Source organism: Bacillota bacterium, from assembly GCA_013178415.1.
GTDB lineage: Bacteria > Bacillota > SHA-98 > Ch115 > Ch115 > Ch115.
Genome location: JABLXA010000023.1, coordinates 1 through 18,578, shown reverse-complemented (window position 1 = coordinate 18,578; position 18,578 = coordinate 1). Strand labels below are relative to the sequence as shown.

Here is an 18,578-nt window from a genome sequence, read left to right as displayed (position 1 = left end):
CATATTCCTTACATGTTGCGTGGGGGCCGGAGCAAAAACGGATCCCTCCCTATTCTAGCAGCACACAGCCCGGACCTAGTACCTGGCGGGGCGGACCTTCCACCTCCAACTCTATCACGGTGGCCAATGGATCTAGCGGCTCCTCCGGCAATCCGCGCAGGACAAGCCTATCGCGCGCCTGAGTGAACTCAATCTCCGGGCCATTCATAAACCTCGCTTTGAGCACCTTGCATACCAGGCCGCCAATAGCCAACTCCTTGCCTGGCCAACGATTACAATGGAAATAAAGAGTGTCACCTTTACGGGTAAATGCGCCGGTTATCATCCACTCCTGTTCCATCGGGTCAGTCGCCTCGTAGACAGCAGGGCCATATTTTCGCAACCATTCTCCTACCTTGAGAAGTTCTCTTTCACAGATTTCGGGGACACTCCCATCCGGCCCCGGACCAATGTTGAGAAGGAGATTTCCGCCACCTGCGGCCACCTGGCGAAGCATAGAAACCACGTGCCAGGCGCTTTTATAATTCTTATCAATGGGCGTGTAGCCCCAGCTATCATTGAAAGTCATGCATGACTCCCAGGCTCGATCGCCCTTGGATGGGGTTATATGCTGCTCTGGGGTGTCAAAGTCCTCTGGCAATTTAGAGCGGTTATTAATCACAATGTCTGGCTGCAGTTGGCGCACCATGGAATTCATCTTTGCTGATTCCCATTCCTCGGCATCGAGAGGCCAGGCAACATCATACCACATAACATCTATCTTTCCATAATTTGTGCAAAGTTCCCGTACCTGACCATGTATGTAATCCACGAAGCGGCGTCGCGCAGCTTCATCTTTCTTGCATCTAGCTCCATCAGGATGATGCCAGTCCATGAGAGAATAATAGAACCCTACTCTCAGTCCCTCGGCCCTTGCTGCTTCAACAAATTCGGCCACCAGATCCCTGCCAGGGCCGCATTTTGCTGCATTGTAGTCGGTGAGCTTTGAGTCGAAAAGGCAGAATCCTTCATGATGCTTGGTAGTCATCACCATATACCGCATACCGGCCTGCTTCGCGAGCCTCGCCCAGTCTCGCGCAGCATTTGGCTTCGGCTTCCACGTTGAAGCCAACTTCTCATATTCTTCAATTGGAATCCGTTCCCGATTCATCACCCATTCGTGACGCCCCAACTGGGAATATAGGCCCCAATGGATGAACATGCCAAACCGCGCCTCTCGAAACCATTTCAGCCGTCGCTCTCGCTCCCTATCTTCCATGTCTTTCTCTCCCTCCTTACTAGGCTGAGAAACCTTGAATAACCTGTTAAACAGATGGCCCTTGACCAACCTGACTTATGTCATGAAAGAACTTGTAGATAAGGCCACGTGAATAGTAGGCCGTTTCTTGCAGCGTCTTCGCTACGATGTCCAGGAGGTCATCTACCTTTTCCTTTGGCCCGGCCCCAGTGAAATCGCCCCATCCGAGATTGATCTCCCGGTTTTCCTCAAGTCGGGGCCAAATCTCAATCGTCAGGCGGTATTGTCTCTCGGCGTAACCCCGCGCAATCTCATTCAGTTCTGACGCGGCCTGTCTTACATCGTCTATCTCAGGATAATTCTTACCCTCGATGGCCTGCATAAGCTTAGGCGTCCTTGAGTTCAGGTGATAGCGAATAAATGCTTCTAGATTATAATGAACGTTCTTCCCTATATTCTGTACGCGTTCCATATTCAGTTTGTACCGCGATATCAAATCTCGCTCCGGGATAGGAAGTGAATGAAGCGGCTGGCCACAGTCTTGAACATAGTGCAGCGCACGCGCCAGAAAGCGAAATGCCCAGTAGAAATCGCCGCGTTTGTAAGCTTCTAGCGAGAGTTCATAGAAATGAGCGGCACGCTGGGGCGCAGCTCCTACCCTTACGAGCCCGTTAAACAACAGATAACGCTGATGGCGCCAGCCCTGGCTGCCACCGGTCAACGCCTGAAGAGGGTGGATGCTGAGACCGGTATCCAGATCCCAGTCAGGCTCAGAAGCATAACTCGTAAGGATCTGCAGCGCGGATAGAGGGCCCATTCCCTCTCCAGCGACATACTTGATCTCAAACTTCGGGTTATACTTGTCTTTGTCTATATCTTCATAGCTATACGATTTTGGCATGATCCGCGAAAATCTGGAGAGCTCGGGCACATTACGCAGGGCGTAGAGCGTAATTGTCTCATGCCCATTCCATCCAAGAACAATGGAGCAGTCAACGAGGGATAGCAGGATAAGGAGTAGGAAGGTGATGCAAAAAGCGTATCTGGTAGGCCCCCGTCGATACCTGGTAGCATTTTTCGGGCTTCCAGCGAGGCGCCTCCTCCCCTGCAGGTAAATTGCGCAAGATGCATCCATTTTAGATCGCCCCCTGCAGAATCAAAGATGAGACAGCCAATAAACACGCCACCAATATCATACCATAGGCAAGGGACGAAATGCTATTCCTCAACGCCAGGCAATGCGGGGCGGCCTTGAAAATAGCGCCCGTGTACACAAAAATGGTGGCCCCGACGGAATTCGAATCCGTGTCACCGCCTTGAGAGGGCGATGTCCTAGGCCACTAGACGACGGGGCCACAATTCCTCTACCCTTGAGACAAAAACATTGTATCATGCATATTGCCATGAGTCAATAGCCCGAATCGCCTCATCGCTGATCGCCCAATCGCCTCGAATGCCCCAGGCTCCTGCTCGCAAGCAATCGAGTAGCCATCGACTCAGCGGCTCAGTTCTAGCGCCACCCGGGGCAACCCTAAACCGCCAGAGATTGCTCGCGAACCTGGGAGAGAGATAGATCCCGATATATGCCGGGGGTATTTATGAGTTCCTCATGGGTTCCCATCTGAGCGATCCGGCCATTTTCAATCACCACGATCCGGTTCGCGTTCCGTATCGTGGAGAGCCGGTGAGCGATCACAAAAGAGGTCCTACCTTTTAAAACACGCTCGATGGCCTCCTGCAGCAGCATCTCAGTGCGCGCGTCTATATTGGATGTTGCCTCATCTAAGATAAGTATCCTGGGATTTGCCAACACCGCCCTGGCCAGAGAAAGGAGCTGTCTCTGACCAACTGACAGTTTGGAACCCCGTTCTTCGATCTCTGTCTTATATCCCTGAGGAAGCTGCATTATGAAATCATGAATATTGGCGATGCGCGCTGCCTCTTCTATCTCCTCCATCGAAGCATCTAGCTTGCCATAGCGGATATTGTCCTCGATGCTCCCAGAGAAGAGGACCGTGTCCTGCAGCACGATGCCGATCTGACTTCTCAGGGATTTTAGAGTGACATCACGAATATCATACCCGTCGATGGTGATGCGCCCCTCAGTTGGATCATAGAAGCGATTAAGAAGGTTGACTATGGAAGTCTTGCCTGCCCCTGTGGGTCCTACTAGGGCGATGGTCTCGCCGGGTCTCACAGAAAGAGAAAAATCCTTTAATACCACCTGGCCCGGCTCGTAGCCAAATGATACATGCTCGAAATTGACAGCCCCCTTGATTGGCGGGAGCGCAACGGCGCCCGGTTTCTCCTCTATCTCGGGTCGGGTATCCAGAAATTCAAAAACCCTTTCTGATGACGCCATTGCTGCCTGTACCTGACCATAGAAGTTAGTGAGAGTGCTAACGGGCGCCCAGAACCTTCCAAGGTAACTCAAGAATGCCATTATCATGCCCACCGTCATTCGCCCGCTTGCTATTTCCCTTACCCCATACCAGATCACGACACATGTTCCAATGGTGCCGATGACCTCGACCACGGGACCGAAAATTACGTTAAGGGATATTGCTTTCATCCAGGTATCAAGGTTCTTCTTGAGCAGGTCTCTGAAGTTCTCAAGATTGCGGTCTTCTCTGACAAACGCCTGAGTCACCTTCATGCCCAGGATACTCTCGTTGAGATTCGCATTTATGGCCGAAATCCTGGCGCGCACCATCCTCCAAAGGAGCCGGATCCTGGGCCTCAGGCGAAGAGCCCATATAGCCATAAATGGCAGGATACAGAAGGAGAGAAGAGCCAGCTTGACATGCATTGAAAGGAGCGCAATCACTATTATGACGAGGTTTACGGAATCAGCCACGATATTTATGATGCCATTTGTGATAAGGTCATTTAGAGTTCCCACATCGCCTGTGATGCGAGCTATGATCTTGCCAGCGGGCCGCGAATCATAGAACCTGAATGAAAGCCATTGTATGTGCGTGAAGAGTTCTTGCCGCATAGTATATAACACATTCTGACCTATATAGGCCATGAGATAGGTCCTGAGATAAGCGGCAATCCAACCGGTGACATTGCATGCCAAGAGAAGTCCTGCCAATAGATTGAGGCCTCTCAGATCCATTGACTTTATATACGTGTCTATTCCAATCTTCATCAAGTATGGTGTCGCCTGGTTTACAAATCCTGCCACTATAACAAGGACGATGACATACGCTACCCTGATCCTGTGCGGGATCAAATAGCGAAGAAGGCGAATAAATTGCTTTTGATCGAATGGGCGTTGATACGCCTCATCTTCCTCATCTATTTGACGTGGCATATACACCCTCCGCTCGGCATGATCTATCCCCGAAAACTAGACTCTCAATATCCAGTCCTTTCATCTGGTCCTTGAACTGGATCTGATATATCTCCGCATAAACGCCATTGGCGCGGAGCAATTCCTCATGCGTACCTTCCTCGACGATTTCTCCGTCCTTGAGCACTATAATATGATCGGCATTCATGATGGTCGAGAGCCGATGGGCAATTACAAAGGTAGTGCGACCCTTCATGACTTCCTTGAGAGCCTCTTCAATATGACGTTCGGTTTCCATATCCACGCTCGAAGTAGAATCGTCCAGCAGAAGAATGGCAGGATCTGTTAGTATAGCCCTTGCGATGGCGACGCGCTGTTTCTGGCCACCAGAAAGCCCCACACCCCGTTCGCCCACAACAGTGTCATATCCTTCAGGAAGCTGCATGATGAAATCATGGGCCTGCGCGATCTTGCTGGCTCGTATGATCTCCTCATCAGAGGCGTCAGGCTTTCCATAAGCGATATTATCCCTTATGCTGGCAGAAAACAGGAAAGTCTCCTGCAAAGCGATGCCTATATTTCTCCTTAGACTCTTGAGATCGAGATCCCTAACATCATGGCCGTCCACAGTCACCCGGCCTGCGGTTACATCATAAAACCTTGGTATGAGACTGATGAGAGAGGTCTTGCCGGACCCCGTCTCGCCCAATATAGCAACTGTCTCTCCTGGCTTTACCTCCAGGTTTATGTTCTTCAAAATCGGAGGGCCATCGCCATAGCTGAAGGAGACATTCTCAAATCTCACATGCCCCTTCATATCTCGAAGGACAATTGCATCTTTCCTGCTTTCTACCGCCGGCGGGGAATCAAGTATTTCGAAAATACGCTTTGCAGCAGTCTGGGCCTGACCCAATACATTCACCAACCAGCCCAGATGCCTGATAGGCCATATTAGGCTCCACAAGTAACCATTGAAAGCGACAAGCGTTCCCAGAGTGATTCTCCCGAGGATGACCTCCCTTCCTCCGTACCAGATGAGGAGAGTCCAGCTCAATCCTGAGAGAAAATCCATGAAGGGGAATGATGTCCGCCATATCCGCGATAGGCCAAGCTGCTGTTCCATCACAGAGCGGTTTTCATGCTCGAATTTCTCTATTTCGTAGTTCTCCCGGGCGAATGCCTTTACTGCCCTGACTCCCGTGATGTTCTCCTGCAATACCGTCGTAAGGGCAGCCATCCGCTGATGGAAGGCCAGCCACGCAGGAAATAGTCTCTTATGGACCTTCATTACCTCCCATAAAAGAAGCGGAGTTGCGGCAAGTGAAACGAGAGTGAGACGCCAGTCAAGGCTCAAGAGCATGACGAATACCCCGCAGAATGTAACCACGCTATTTGCCAAGTCCGTGAACCCTGTGGACAGGAGAACCCTGGTCTGGTCGACATCCCCCGTCAAACGGGACATCAGCTGGCCGGTTCGCGCTTTATCATAGTAAGAAAACGAAAGCCTGTGAAGGTGGCGGTAAAGTTCTTCTCGGAGATCAAAGACCACAAGCTGGCCTATCTTTTCCCTGCCATACCATGTGAGGTAATTGAAAACACCCCGGAGAATTGTGACACCTAGGAGGCTGAAAACAAGTGGAATAAGCAAGGAATGATTGCCCTGCACGATGATCCGGTCAATGAGCTGCTTTGTGAGCCATGGACCTATCATCCCGACCCCAATCGAAGCGAAAAGAGATGTGAGCACCAGGAGCATTCTAAGACGGTACGGCCGGAGATATCTCAAAAGCCGTAAAGTAACCGGCTGCAAAATAGCGTCACCTTGCCATCCCGGTATGCGCCAGGTCTGCGCGTCAGCTGTACCCAAAAGTGAAAATGCATCCAGCTATGGAATGATTATACGCCCCGCCTATGGGGCAGGCAAGTCAGATTTATGAGGCTTTTGACGCTGAAATTGCAGCCGGTCCGGCCATTTACCTGTCTTATATCCCTCTTTTCTCCACCGAGATCGCTTTATCAACCCCCTGCTTCATTACATACCGGTCCAATCGAGTCTCAAATCCTGTACTCTGTAACAGCCATCGAGGTCGGTATAGGATTCTATTATAGATTCGCCACAACAAGGTCTCCGACCTCTGTCGTAGAGTATCCCATTTTGCCTGCAGAAAGGCTTTTGAGATACTTCTGGCAAACTGTAGCGATCGATCTATCGATCATCTGAGCCGCCTCTGTCTCCCCCAGACAATCTAACATCATTGCCCCTGCATTTATGGCAGCAAGGGGGTTAATCACGTTCTTGCCGGTGTATTTAGGCGCTGACCCTCCTATAGGTTCGAACATGGATATGCCGCCGGGATTTAGATTGCCACCTGCCGCAATTCCCATGCCGCCCTGGATCATAGCCCCCAGGTCAGTGATGATGTCGCCGAACATGTTATCTGTCACGATCACATCGAACCATTCTGGATTTTTCACCATCCACATGCAGATGGCATCAACATGGGCATATTCGCGCTTGATGTCCGGGTATTCGGCGCCTACCTCATGGAACGTCCTCTCCCACAGGTCAAAGGCATAAGTAAGAACATTGGTCTTGCCGCAGAGGGTCAGGGTTTTCTTTCTATCTCGTTTGCGGCAGTATTCGAAGGCGTATCGGATACACCGCTCCACGCCCTTGCGAGTATTGATGGATTCCTGCACCGCCACTTCGTCAGGAGTGCCCTTCTTGAGCACACCGCCGGCCCCCGCATAGAGACCTTCTGTATTCTCACGCACCACAACAAAATCTATCTCTTCCGGCCCTTTATCCTTAAGGGGTGAATCTACTCCAGGATATAATTTGATTGGCCTGAGGTTTATGTACTGGTCCAGCTCGAACCGCAATCTCAATAGAATGCCTCTCTCGAGTATGCCCGGCTTGACGTCGGGATGTCCGATGGCGCCAAGGTAGATGGCATCATACCGCCTGAGCTCCTCGATATCCGCATTTGTAAGGGTTTCTCCAGTTTTGAGATATCTTTCTCCTCCAAAATCGAACATCCTGGTTTCAATTGAAAAGCCACACTTGCGCGCAGCCTCTGCGAGGACCTTGAGTCCCTCTCGTATAACCTCAGGGCCTGTCCCATCTCCGGGGATGACTGCTATTTTGTAAGAACGATCACTCATATGCACCAGGTACCTCCTTGCCTTTTAGCCGAAATCTAGCTGATTTTGCCTATGATCAATTCCTGCGGGACAGCTGCCTCGGCACGACATCCCCCTGAAGCCGCAGTCGCGACCCATCCGATCTTCAAGAGAATTTCCGAAAGACAGGCAGGAATTCCTCCAGCGCAGCTTTGATATCCTTGCCCTGGGCTCTTTCTCTGTCCAGACAGTCCGCCATATACCTGGCAAGGATGCTGACTGCCACCTGATCGATGGCTGATTTCATCGCGCTCAGTTGTACAATGATATCGCTGCAGGTTCGACCCTCGGCGATCATCTTCTGTATGCCCCGGGCCTGCCCCTCGATTTTCTTCATCCTGGAAATAAGATCACGACAGAGTTCATCGTCTTTCAAGATGCAGCAACTCCGCGGGATGCCCCGCGGCTATTCTCCTTCCTCCTTTGTCTGTTGCGTCCGAAAGCCGTGGCGGCCCGCACGAAGGCCTCAAAGATACGCCTTGCAGGCTCATTCGACTTAGTCATGGCCTCAGGATGCCACTGGACCCCCAGGCAAAACTGCTTGTCTCTGGCTTCGATCGCTTCTATTATCTCATCCTTTTCCGAAAATGCAATTGCATTGAATCCTGGAGCTAGCCGCTTTACCGCCTGGTGGTGGAAACTATTCACCTCTATCATGAGATACATTCCGGGATCTTTGGACTCTTCCATACATGACAGGATCTTTCCTAAAAGAGAACCCGGCATAACCCTGACCCTATGGGCTCTATCCTCGCGTGATCCGGTTCCGGCGAAGTCATGCCTGCTTGCCCCCGAAATCTGGTCTGGTATATCCTGAAACAGGGTACCACCAAAAGCTACATTCAATACCTGTATACCTCTACATATAGCCAGCAAGGGCAGATCCAGAGAGACAGCCCGCCTAGCAAGAAGCAATTCTAGTTCATCTCTCATCTTATCAGGGGAGCCGCACCTCGGATGGCGAGATTCGCCATAGAAGGCTGGATCAATGTCTCCCCCTCCGGAAAGCAAAATACCATCCAAGCGCTGAAGAATCATATCTACATGCTCCTTCAGAGCATCACCGTCCCTGTCTTCCGGCGACACATGTGGAATGATCACGGGAATGGCGCCAGCAGCCGTGATGGCGCGACCATAATCGGCATTGAGAAAAAACCGGTCCCTCCCGGGATCTTGCGAGTCCCGTCGTTCAAAAGAACAGGAGATACCAATGAGTGGATGATAAGACATGTCGCTCATTTCAATTGACTTACACCCTTCCTGCATCCCCTGGAAAACCGGCGTCTGTTCCCGCCAGGCTTCTATCATTCCGACCATCGCCCTAACATCTGCCGCGGTCTGGCTTCGTCAGGTAATACCATCATCAGCTAGATGGCGTCATGACGAAGAATATCGCAAGTCCCAGCATCCCGAGAAACCAAACTATATTCTCAAAATCTATAACCGTTCTTTCGGTACTCATGCCGGAAATTCCTCCCCTGATCCCGATTGATAGGTGATCATCTTGAATCTTAGGGCCGGGCCCGTAAGAGCCAGTTGTATTCCGCATTCATGAAAGGTGCCATGGGACCATAATGTTGGCTACGCAAATGTCATGTTCGATCCCATATTCCACGACTCCAGTTCCTTGGCATGTGAATGCCGGGCTATCATCATGAAGAAGTGTCAAACATTCGGTGTAGATCATACCCTATTAGCAGAATTCTTGCCTTACAGCAAACTCTTTGTTCTCCGACAAAGTAGAGAATAGTCCTGGTCCTGAGTCAGGAATTATTCCTTCCAGGACATTTTGCTGTGGAAGTAGGAGGAATCGAGAATGCGCAGTGAAAGCAGTGAAACCAGACATAAACTCCTTCCGCTGAGCGATCTCCCCATTGGCCTGCGGGGGGAAGTGATCTCCGTAGGGGTAACAGGAGCTGTTCGGCGTCGCCTGCTGGACTTAGGGTTAGTCCCTGGCACTAAGATCGAGGCGGTCCGAAAGAGCCCTGTAAACGACCCTGTTGCCTTCAGCATTCGAGGGGCTACGATCGCGCTCCGCAGAGATGACATTCGCGACATATATATAAAGCCCATATCCTGATAGGGAGATGCTGCATATGGGACCTTCTGGAAACAATAGAGCCCTGGTGGCTCTAGCGGGCAACCCTAACACCGGGAAAAGCACTATATTCAATGCTCTAACCGGGCTGCACCAGCACACAGGCAATTGGCCGGGCAAGACAGTGGCCTTGAGTACAGGCCACTATATACATCGGCAGAAAAGAATAACTCTCGTTGATCTCCCAGGTACATATTCCTTGCTCTCCAATTCCCAGGAAGAAGAGATAGCCAGGGACTTCCTCTGCTTTTCAAATCCCGCAGTGGTGATCGTGGTAGTCGATGCCACATGTATTGAACGGAATCTCAATTTGGTCCTTCAAGTAATCGAGGCGACGCCTAATGTTGTAGTTTGTGTCAACCTCGTTGATGAAGCTCAACGTAAAGGCATCAAAATAGATCTAGCCCAATTGTCGCAGGACCTGGGAGCGCCTGTCGTTGGCACCATCGCCCGTTCTGGAAAGGGGCTTACCCAGCTTAAGGATGTGGTAAACAACATCATTGATGGTGAAATCTCGCCATCTCCCCAGCCTATCATATATGACGAAGGCCTTGAATCTATACTCAATGATCTGGAGAGGAACCTTTCCGCTCTATCGCCGGGTAGGATCACCCCCCGCTGGGTCGCCCTTCGCCTTCTCGATGGAGATTTAGGTCTTATTGAAAACATCAGATGTCATCTCGGGGATACTTGCAAGGTAAAGGAATTTGACAGGATCGTCGAATCCGTCAGGTGCCTCAGCGATGACTATTCAAAGAGCATCAGGGACCGGATAGTATCAACGATATATGGGCGGGCAGAATACATAGCAAGCCGGGCTGTAACTCTGAGAAAAGGAAGGAAAAAGGGCCTGGAGGAGGTCCTCGATGACCTCCTCACGTCAAAGGTTGTAGGCTTTCCGGCAATGCTGGCCCTCTTCGGGCTGCTATTATGGATTACTGTGAGTGGAGCGAATTACCCATCGCGCCTCCTGTCTGGCATTCTTTTCTCGCTTCAGGACAGGCTGGTCGATCTAGCCAGATATTCAACCATCCCAAAATGGCTTCATGAAATCCTTCTCCTGGGAGTCTACAGGACCGTATCATGGGTGGTGTCGGTCATGCTGCCACCCATGGCGATATTCTTCCCGCTCTTTACTATCCTTGAAGATCTGGGTTATCTACCGCGCATAGCCTTCAATTTGGACAATTTCTTCAAGCGCGCAGGCGCCCATGGGAAGCAGGCTCTGACCATGAGCATGGGCTTTGGGTGTAATGCTGTTGGAGTGATGGCCTGTCGAATCATTGACTCACCCCGGGAGAGGCTGATTGCCATCCTCACCAACAATTTCGTGCCATGCAATGGCCGGTTTCCAACATTGATCACTATGGCCAGTCTCGTTGCTGCAAATGGCCTCGTTTCACATGATAGAATATCTCTGGCGGCCTTGATAGTAATAGCGGCTATCCTGATCGGGACTGGAGTGACATTTGTCGTCTCCTGGGGGTTATCAAAAACCGTCCTCAGAGGAGTCCCATCTTTCTTTACGCTTGAGCTTCCTCCCTTTAGAAAGCCCCAGATAGGCAAGATAATTGTACGGTCTGTCTTCGATAGAACATTATTTGTACTATGGCGGGCGGTCACAATAGCCGCCCCAGCCGGGGCTATAAGTTGGCTTATGGCGAATATTCAGATCGGCGGGGCAAGTCTCCTGGCTCATCTTGCCACACGTCTGGATCCTTTGGGTCATATAATGGGGCTCGACGGATTCATATTGGCAGCTTTTCTGCTAGGTCTGCCTGCCAATGAAACTGTCATTCCCATCATGTTGATGGGATATCTATCTAATAACATGATGGTGGAAGCCGGGGACCTGAATTCTCTTAGAAACATCCTGTCGGCAAATGGCTGGACCTGGGTCACCGCCATGAATATGATGTTATTCTCCTTGTTTCACTATCCTTGTGGTACGACATTGTCTACGATCTATAAGGAAACGGGAAGCCTCAGATGGACCTTGCTATCCGCCATCATACCGACAGGTATCGGAATCATATTGTGCTCCGCAATAGCGCAGGCGGCCAGGTGGTTTGGGTAAGGTTACGGGGAAGGAGGTGTTCAAATGATGCTGACAGAAAGCATGGAAGACTATCTGGAGATGATATATCGAATCTTTCAGGAGAAAGGTTATGTGAGGCCTGTCGATCTGGCTGAGGCCCTGAATGTCCAGCCGTCCTCCGTGACCAGGATGGTGCAGAGGCTGGATGAGCAAGGGATGATAACCTATGAAAAGTATCGCAACATCTCCCTCTCTGAAAGAGGTCTTGCCATTGGGAATTTCCTTGTATGGCGGGACGAAACGCTCAAACAGTTTCTGTCGCTATTGATGCCCCCTGACACCGTAGCTGGGCAGGTTGAGGGCATCGAGCATTATGTCACGCCTGTGACAATGTGCCTATTTAGAGATCTCATCGCCTTCTTTCGTTCGAACCCAAGTTACATTGAGGCTCTAAGAAAAACCCGCATAGATGGAACGTACCCCGAGGGGGAAAAATTAGGTGAGCTAAGGGCCTGGCTCTTCCAGCATAGCACAGATTGAACTCATTCAAACATGGGAAGCCTGAGCTCATTTGTCTTTTTCTGCACATTTTCGACTGCGATACTGAAGTATTCCGGATCTAACTCAAAACCAATGAAGCTCTTTCCCAATGAAAGACAAGCTAGAGCCGTATTTCCGAGCCCCATGAAAGGGTCCATGACAAGTCGGCACTTATCGAGACCATGGAGCTTGATGCACATCTCCGGAAGCTTCGGAGGGAAGGTAGCAGGATGAGGCCTCTCCGTTTTCCTGCTGCGAATCGTGTTGTACGGAATAAACCATACATTGCCTCTGCATCGCAAGTCTTGCTTTACTGAATCCCATCTTCCGATATTGGTCTTGTCTTGATATGGCACCCCTATGGCCAGGCGATCCAGTGATACATCCCCGCGCTTTGTGAAATGGAATATGTATTCATGACAGTCATTAATAAATCGCTGGCTGTTAATTGGCTTGTAGTGTCCTACAGCCACATCCTGAAGAATTCCCGGATAATCCCCTACATCCCGTTTTTCAATAGCTATGGATTTGACCCAATGGATGACATTTTGAAGGTGGAATATTGGCCGCAGGGTAGCCGCTACTTCAAACGGCACCCATGGATCAGAGGGCTTAGAGCCTATATTCAGAAAAAATGAGCCCTGATCCGATAGAACGTTCTTTACCGCAAGAGCCCATTTCTCCGTCCATTTGAGATATTCCTCGCGGCTTAAGGTATCATCGTAAGTATTGTAATCTATGCCGAGATTGTATGGAGGCGATGTGACTACGACATCAACCTGGCCTGGTTCAAGGCGCCGTACCATGCCACTTATGCAATCCTCCATAAAGAAGGATAAAGTTGTGCTAGCAGATAATCTCATGACGACAAGATGATCTGGAGAATGCCCATTCATCACCGTAAATCCCTCTTCTCCATATTAGTTCATAGCCTGTCCATCTTCTCAGGCAGCCTCTTCGCCGTAAGGGCGCTCTTCACATAAACGCCCGGCAGAGAGCCAAGGCGACCAGTCAACGCTCCAACTTCATCCGTGGTTCCATCCACGATCAGGCTGATCACCGATACCCCTTCCGCTCGATATGGTATGCCCATCCGCCCGACGATGATATCACCATATTGCGAAAGGAGTGCATTTACTTGCGCGGCGGACTTCTCTCTGTCCTCTATGACTATACCGATCACTCCTAGACGACGCTCCTTGTCATTAGTCGTGCAAATACGCATTCACCCCATTCATACAGCCCGAAAATGTGATGGATCTCTGTAACCCTGCTGGGACAAACCCTTATGCTGCTGCGGCGTCATCATCAGAGCGGTCCTGTAATGAAATCAGATAGGGGACGAAAATCCCCGAAATGGACGCCGCCATCTTCACAGTAGACCCTCATGCTGCTGCGGCAGTGCCATCAGAGGGAAAAAACCCCCGAAGCGGGCACCGCTATTTTCAGGTAGTCGTCCATGCCGCGGGAGCGGCACCAACGAAAAATGAAAATAGCGCTCAGCTATTCTCAAGGTAGAGATATTGTTGCTTATGATTTTATCATACTTTGCTCACTAAAGATCAACTGTTACCCGATTCTCCGCTCCTTTGGCTTAAGGCCCTGTTGAAGCGCTCCCGCGGCATTGTCTGACATGATATCGATAGCCAACTCCAGAGTCGCAGTAAAGTCCAGTCGCATCATAGGCAAGCCTCTTGTATATACCCTGCACATTAGGCGCGATTTTTGAGTTCGAGCTTGCGTATCTATAATCCTACTCTGTATCTCGCAAACGCCTAATTCCTTAGGCGCGCCCCGTCGTCCTGGCACAGGAGAATGGCGCTCCTTTATAGAAATATTTTTATAGGATATAACTAAGATAGGGAGAAAGGAGAGGATTACCATTATGGATGTGTATTCTGCTGTCATGGCCAGGCGCAGTGTACGTAGATTCCGGCCTGAAGACATATCGGATGAAGACCTCGCGAAGATCATAGAGGCCGGCAGGATGGCTCCTTCAGCGGCAAATCGCCAACCTTGGCGATTCGTGATAGTCAGGGATCCTGAGAAGAGGAAGGAAGTTGCCAATGCATGCAACGGCCAGACCTGGCTGGCAGATGCCGGGGCTATATTAGCAGGGATCGGGGTGCCGGCGGAAAGCCAAAAATGGTATCCAGTTGATGTGGCAATAGCCATGCAAACCATGGTCATTGTAGCTAGTTCCCTTGGTTATGGAACATGCTGGATTGGCGCATTCAATGAGGATAAAGTGAAAGAGGTCCTGGGCATACCGGCTGAAATGAGGGTGATCGCGCTGACGCCCATAGGCAGACCCGCTGAGACACCGCAAGCCCGACCTCGTAAGAATAGAGGCGAGATCTTCTTCCTTGACCAATTCGGAAGGGCCATGTGAGTCTATGTCGAGCGTCATATCAAGCCTCTGAACCGGACTCAAACCCATATACGAAACCCGGCCCTTATCGACTGCAGTGGGCCGGGTTTCATGCGAAAGATCGACTACTGGATCTCTAGCGTGGCTTTTATCGGATGGTGCCGATGGACGATGACCGGCAGCCAACTCCTCATGCATTCCAGCCAAAACTCTGATTCCCCATGGGTCGGGCGTGTCTCGAGTTTCCTTGGAACACAGCATCACACTATTATGATCGATACACCTGAGTTGATAGAGGCCCTGACAGCTGCTGTCCGTGCCCGAGACCTGCCCGGGATGGCAGATGTGGATGCCTCCCTTTATCTATTCTCCCGTGAGATCAAGAAGGAGACCACCGTTGCCCTATCAGGCGAGTGCGCCGATGAGATCTTCGGAGGTTATCCATGGTTTCATAATCAGGAGGCTCTAGTTGCCGATACCTTCCCTTGGGCGCGAATGACGAGAGAACGAGTCCGTCTTCTCTCACCCGAGTTGATTGAGTGGATCGAGCCGGAGGAATACGTGACACAACGCTATAGGGAGGCCCTTGCAGAGGTACCCCGCCTTCCTGACGAGGATCCCCAAGAAGCCCGCATGCGAGAGATGGTATACCTGAATATTACTCGCTTCATGCCTACACTCCTCGACCGCAAGGATCGTATGAGTATGGCTGTTGGCCTTGAAGTCCGGGTACCTTACTGCGACCACCGTCTAGTCGAGTATACATGGAACATCCCATGGTCAATGAAGAATTGTGGTCAACAGGCAAAAGGGATCCTACGCCGGGCACTCTTAGGCGTGTTACCCGATGACGTGCTGAAACGGCGCAAAAGCCCGTACCCAAAGACACATAACCCTACCTATTTGGCGGCCGTCCGCAACCAGCTCCTGGACATCTTAAACGACCCTACCTCACCCTTGCTCCAGTTGATCAATGTAGATGTTGTCCGCACTATCGCCTGGTCAGATGCATCAACATTCGGTCCAACCTGGTTCGGCCAGCTCATGGGGGGTGCCCAACTTTTCGCTTATCTGATTCAAATAGACATTTGGCTGCGAGAATACCATGTAGTGATTCATTAAAAATTGAGAACTCACGAAAGCCCGTACTCAAGTATACTAGCCAGGGGCAAAGGTGGCCCCGGAGGTGCGGACTCTCGGGGCGTCAAGATACGAGGGCTCCATGCCTCGCTACTAGCGGCTACTACGTGTGGCGTACCAGGGGGCCGTCGTGTCGTGTGTATGGCAAGACGCTGAACTTATAGAACACATCATACCGATTTACGAGGATAGCCGGGGTACTTACGGGGCTCCGAGGACCCATGGGCACGGTCGGTGACGCCTTGGATAACGCGGTTGCGGAGAGCTTCTTTGCCACGCTTGAATATGTATATTGAAAAGGACTTGACACGTATATTGAATACGTATTATAATCAAACTGCAAAGGAAGGGAACCGTCTGTGAAAAGCTATTCATCAAGAGAAATCCTCCAGATATTGCGTAAAGACGGTTGGGTGGAGAAGAACCAGAGAGGCTCACACGTGCAATTGATTCATCCTACCAAACCAGGCAAGGTAACGGTTCCCCATCCCAAGAAAGACCTGGACCCCAGGACGGTAAGGACCATCTTCAGACAAGCTGGTCTCAATGAAGACGCACTCTGTTGACAAAGGAGGCTAGGCACATGGACCGATATATATTCCCGGCCGTTTTCGAGCCGGGGGAGAAGAAGGAGAAAGGCTATACGGTAACCTTCCCCGATCTGCCCGGCTGCATCACCGAAGGTGACACTTTGGAGGAAGCCCTCCGAATGGCCAAGGAAGCGCTCGAACTTCATCTATACGGGATGGAAGAGGACGGTGACCCCATACCTGAGCCGACTTCCCCGGAGAGAATTGATGTTCCCAAAGGCGCCTTCATAGCATTCATTGAAGCCTGGATGCCCCTTGTCAGAGACGAGATGGCAAACAAGGCGATAAAGAAAACCCTGACCTTGCCGAAATGGCTCAATGATTTAGCGGAACGGCAGAAGGTCAATTTTTCCCGTGTTCTTCAGACAGCACTGAAAGATTACCTCGGTGTTCGCGATTACCCCGACTCCGCAAGAGGTGACACCAATGGCCGAGAATACAGGGAAAGGACGTAGGAGCAGCTCCGTCGATAACCGGACCCACATGGCAACTGCGCCAAGCGCGATGCCAAAACCGATCGAATCATGGACCAGAAAACAACAAACGGCCCTTTTAAATGCGAAATGTAGGTAAAGCAGTTCATGGACCAGATTGGTCACACTGTCAGGACCACTATGCCTGAGCCGACCTTTCCCACCCTTGTCCAAACGGCATCTTGAATTTCAGAGGCTGGCATCTTCCTGCACAGTGCGCAGATATACCGCTGGAGAGTGGGTTTAGAGGCGGGCCGTATCTAACGCTATGCAAGTTGGCCGGGAGAGATGCGCTATATGCTGGAGACAGATTCAGCCGGGCGGCATATATGAGGGCGCATCACTAAAATCCAATCAAACGCTCGTTTCTATTCTCTTCTGAAAAAGCGAGCGCTCAATCATGCTTATTTGACAGGCCCGGCCTTTCGACTGAGCATGAAAATGGAAACAATCGCCAGGGAAGAGGCCTTCCTCCCCCTTGGCCCTTTCTACTTCCTGCGTCATCATACGGACGCTATTGGCTCCGGTCTAAGCCGGGGCTATTTTTTCTCCATTATCGCCAGTTATTCCGGTATTCCCGCTGACGTTTTTACCGGAATTGACACCTGACTACGGATGCGCTGGCGGTAGAATACGGGGCGACCCATAGCTATCACATCCGTGTCCATTTACCGTACATTACCACATCCGTATGTCTTATTCCTTCACCACCATTACAGCGCCAGCCACCTCTACGCCCTAATATCCTTCAAGTCTCTTACTTCCCTTTCATCCCCACCACGATAGATCATCTACCGGTCATTGAAGAAATATATGTAAACCTCAAACATGAATGGTAATCCATGTTGTGAGAGTAGAGATAACTTCTAATCATCCTGACTACCTTCTCCTAATCGAATGCCGGGATTCATATAGTATCCACCTAGCCTTGGATTGATGACCCGTCTTAACCTCCGCTTGGACCGAGTCAAAGGTTACGTAGCTCGCCATAGGCTTTACCCCTGACTCGCCCCTCCCTCCCGGAAAAGTGAAAACTGCAAGCCGAGCCCAGGAACACAGGGCCAGAACCCCAGCCATTGGTTCTCTGCCCGTTGTAGCGAGAGGCCGCGGCCGAATGGGCCCTATCGGAGAGTCGCCCATAATTCTGGAGCCATACAGCCATTCCATCTTCCGGTGTCTAAGCGATCATCAGGCCGATTCAGCCGACTGCGCTCATATATCCTGAGCACCGCGGAAGTGTTATTCTTGCGAAAACCCCAGCTATCAGCACAACCACTGCCTGAAGAAGGAGTGTCTTACTTGGGCCGATACTTTCCAAGAGCATAGCGGAAACTGGAACAGACATCATTGCAACTAGTGTGTAAGAAGACTGGGACACGGCTGCCACTCGTCCAAGATAACTCTTATCCGTTTCAGTCTGCAGTAGTGTTTGTGCAGATACCATAACGAATGACTGGAAAACACCATGTGTAGCCATTGAAGCGAGGATGTCCCGAATTTTGTAGAAATTGAACTGGCGACTCCCGGCCCTCTGTGGTAAAACAGAGGTAGACAACAAAAGGAGGGAGCCGCCAATGAAATTGTATCATACAAACCCCCAGAATGGGGAG

Annotated in this window: 16 protein-coding genes and 1 tRNA gene; 7 read left to right on the top strand and 10 right to left on the bottom strand. The window is 50.8% G+C overall.

The window, feature by feature from the left end:
* Positions 1 to 49: 49 nt before the first annotated feature.
* The 8 genes from HPY52_14465 to HPY52_14430 all read right to left on the bottom strand — a co-directional run bounded on the left by HPY52_14465 (position 50) and on the right by HPY52_14430 (position 9,026).
* On the bottom strand, positions 50 to 1,258 hold the full coding sequence (locus HPY52_14465; protein NPV81444.1) for an alpha-L-fucosidase: 1,209 nt from the start codon (positions 1,256 to 1,258) through the stop codon (positions 50 to 52).
* 46 nt (positions 1,259 to 1,304) lie between these two features.
* Positions 1,305 to 2,372: a hypothetical protein gene (locus HPY52_14460; protein NPV81443.1), complete on the bottom strand. Its 1,068-nt coding sequence runs from the start codon at positions 2,370 to 2,372 to the stop codon at positions 1,305 to 1,307.
* A 144-nt stretch (positions 2,373 to 2,516) separates the two neighbouring features.
* Positions 2,517 to 2,592: transfer RNA gene (locus tag HPY52_14455), tRNA-Glu, on the bottom strand.
* Positions 2,593 to 2,768: 176 nt separating this feature from the next.
* Positions 2,769 to 4,556 carry an ABC transporter ATP-binding protein gene (locus tag HPY52_14450; protein NPV81442.1) on the bottom strand — a complete coding sequence of 596 codons (1,788 nt, stop codon included), beginning with the start codon at positions 4,554 to 4,556 and terminating at the stop codon, positions 2,769 to 2,771.
* Entirely contained in the window at positions 4,537 to 6,402 is a 1,866-nt protein-coding gene (locus HPY52_14445) for an ABC transporter ATP-binding protein (protein NPV81441.1), read from the bottom strand. Before HPY52_14445 ends, HPY52_14450 begins: the two co-directional genes overlap by 20 nt.
* 236 nt (positions 6,403 to 6,638) lie before the next feature.
* On the bottom strand, positions 6,639 to 7,700 hold the full coding sequence (locus tag HPY52_14440; protein NPV81440.1) for a 3-isopropylmalate dehydrogenase: 1,062 nt from the start codon (positions 7,698 to 7,700) through the stop codon (positions 6,639 to 6,641).
* A 124-nt stretch (positions 7,701 to 7,824) separates the two neighbouring features.
* The gene (locus tag HPY52_14435; protein NPV81439.1) at positions 7,825 to 8,055 is read right to left on the bottom strand and encodes a metal-sensitive transcriptional regulator; all 231 of its coding nucleotides are present in this window, start codon (positions 8,053 to 8,055) and stop codon (positions 7,825 to 7,827) included.
* Between the two features lie 35 nt (positions 8,056 to 8,090).
* Positions 8,091 to 9,026, bottom strand: a complete 936-nt coding sequence (locus HPY52_14430) for a gamma-glutamyl-gamma-aminobutyrate hydrolase family protein (protein NPV81438.1) — start codon at positions 9,024 to 9,026, stop codon at positions 8,091 to 8,093.
* 508 nt (positions 9,027 to 9,534) lie between these two features.
* Between HPY52_14430 and HPY52_14425 the strand changes: the two genes are divergently transcribed.
* The 3 genes from HPY52_14425 to mntR are packed head-to-tail and all read left to right on the top strand — an operon-like array spanning position 9,535 to position 12,394.
* Positions 9,535 to 9,798, top strand: a complete 264-nt coding sequence (locus HPY52_14425) for a ferrous iron transport protein A (protein ID NPV81437.1) — start codon at positions 9,535 to 9,537, stop codon at positions 9,796 to 9,798.
* A gap of 7 nt (positions 9,799 to 9,805) precedes the next feature.
* Positions 9,806 to 11,893 (top strand): ferrous iron transport protein B, encoded by a 2,088-nt coding sequence (feoB, locus tag HPY52_14420; protein NPV81436.1) that lies wholly within the window; start codon positions 9,806 to 9,808, stop codon positions 11,891 to 11,893.
* 27 nt (positions 11,894 to 11,920) lie between these two features.
* On the top strand, positions 11,921 to 12,394 hold the full coding sequence (gene mntR / locus HPY52_14415; protein ID NPV81435.1) for a transcriptional regulator MntR: 474 nt from the start codon (positions 11,921 to 11,923) through the stop codon (positions 12,392 to 12,394).
* A gap of 2 nt (positions 12,395 to 12,396) precedes the next feature.
* On the opposite strand, the gene HPY52_14410 is transcribed toward mntR, so the two are convergent.
* Entirely contained in the window at positions 12,397 to 13,257 is an 861-nt protein-coding gene (locus HPY52_14410) for a site-specific DNA-methyltransferase (protein NPV81434.1), read from the bottom strand.
* A 62-nt stretch (positions 13,258 to 13,319) separates the two neighbouring features.
* On the bottom strand, positions 13,320 to 13,619 hold the full coding sequence (locus HPY52_14405; GenBank protein NPV81433.1) for a CopG family transcriptional regulator: 300 nt from the start codon (positions 13,617 to 13,619) through the stop codon (positions 13,320 to 13,322).
* Between the two features lie 660 nt (positions 13,620 to 14,279).
* On the opposite strand from HPY52_14405, the gene HPY52_14400 reads away from it, so the two are divergent.
* The 4 genes from HPY52_14400 (at position 14,280) to HPY52_14385 (ending at position 16,950) form a co-directional block, all read left to right on the top strand.
* On the top strand, positions 14,280 to 14,786 hold the full coding sequence (locus HPY52_14400; GenBank protein NPV81432.1) for a nitroreductase: 507 nt from the start codon (positions 14,280 to 14,282) through the stop codon (positions 14,784 to 14,786).
* Between the two features lie 90 nt (positions 14,787 to 14,876).
* The gene (locus tag HPY52_14395) at positions 14,877 to 15,887 is read left to right on the top strand and encodes an asparagine synthase (GenBank protein NPV81431.1); all 1,011 of its coding nucleotides are present in this window, start codon (positions 14,877 to 14,879) and stop codon (positions 15,885 to 15,887) included.
* Positions 15,888 to 16,264: 377 nt separating this feature from the next.
* Entirely contained in the window at positions 16,265 to 16,471 is a 207-nt protein-coding gene (locus HPY52_14390; GenBank protein NPV81430.1) for a type II toxin-antitoxin system HicA family toxin, read from the top strand.
* Positions 16,472 to 16,488: 17 nt separating this feature from the next.
* Positions 16,489 to 16,950: a type II toxin-antitoxin system HicB family antitoxin gene (locus HPY52_14385; protein ID NPV81429.1), complete on the top strand. Its 462-nt coding sequence runs from the start codon at positions 16,489 to 16,491 to the stop codon at positions 16,948 to 16,950.
* Positions 16,951 to 18,578 lie beyond the last annotated feature (1,628 nt).

Excerpts from the sequence above, each read along its gene's own strand:
- HPY52_14440 (NPV81440.1), bottom strand. The coding sequence starts at position 7,700 with ATGAGTGATCGTTCTTACAAAATAGCAGTCATCCCCGGAGATGGGACA.
- HPY52_14400 (NPV81432.1), top strand. The coding sequence starts at position 14,280 with ATGGATGTGTATTCTGCTGTCATGGCCAGGCGCAGTGTACGTAGATTC.
- HPY52_14385 (NPV81429.1), top strand. The coding sequence starts at position 16,489 with ATGGACCGATATATATTCCCGGCCGTTTTCGAGCCGGGGGAGAAGAAG.
- HPY52_14405 (NPV81433.1), bottom strand. The coding sequence starts at position 13,619 with ATGCGTATTTGCACGACTAATGACAAGGAGCGTCGTCTAGGAGTGATC.
- HPY52_14410 (NPV81434.1), bottom strand. The coding sequence starts at position 13,257 with ATGAGATTATCTGCTAGCACAACTTTATCCTTCTTTATGGAGGATTGC.
- mntR (NPV81435.1), top strand. The coding sequence starts at position 11,921 with ATGCTGACAGAAAGCATGGAAGACTATCTGGAGATGATATATCGAATC.
- feoB (NPV81436.1), top strand. The coding sequence starts at position 9,806 with ATGCTGCATATGGGACCTTCTGGAAACAATAGAGCCCTGGTGGCTCTA.
- HPY52_14425 (NPV81437.1), top strand. The coding sequence starts at position 9,535 with ATGCGCAGTGAAAGCAGTGAAACCAGACATAAACTCCTTCCGCTGAGC.
- HPY52_14465 (NPV81444.1), bottom strand. The coding sequence starts at position 1,258 with ATGGAAGATAGGGAGCGAGAGCGACGGCTGAAATGGTTTCGAGAGGCG.
- HPY52_14395 (NPV81431.1), top strand. The coding sequence starts at position 14,877 with ATGCGAAAGATCGACTACTGGATCTCTAGCGTGGCTTTTATCGGATGG.
- HPY52_14460 (NPV81443.1), bottom strand. The coding sequence starts at position 2,372 with ATGGATGCATCTTGCGCAATTTACCTGCAGGGGAGGAGGCGCCTCGCT.
- HPY52_14430 (NPV81438.1), bottom strand. The coding sequence starts at position 9,026 with ATGATAGAAGCCTGGCGGGAACAGACGCCGGTTTTCCAGGGGATGCAG.
- HPY52_14435 (NPV81439.1), bottom strand. The coding sequence starts at position 8,055 with ATGAAGAAAATCGAGGGGCAGGCCCGGGGCATACAGAAGATGATCGCC.
- HPY52_14450 (NPV81442.1), bottom strand. The coding sequence starts at position 4,556 with ATGCCACGTCAAATAGATGAGGAAGATGAGGCGTATCAACGCCCATTC.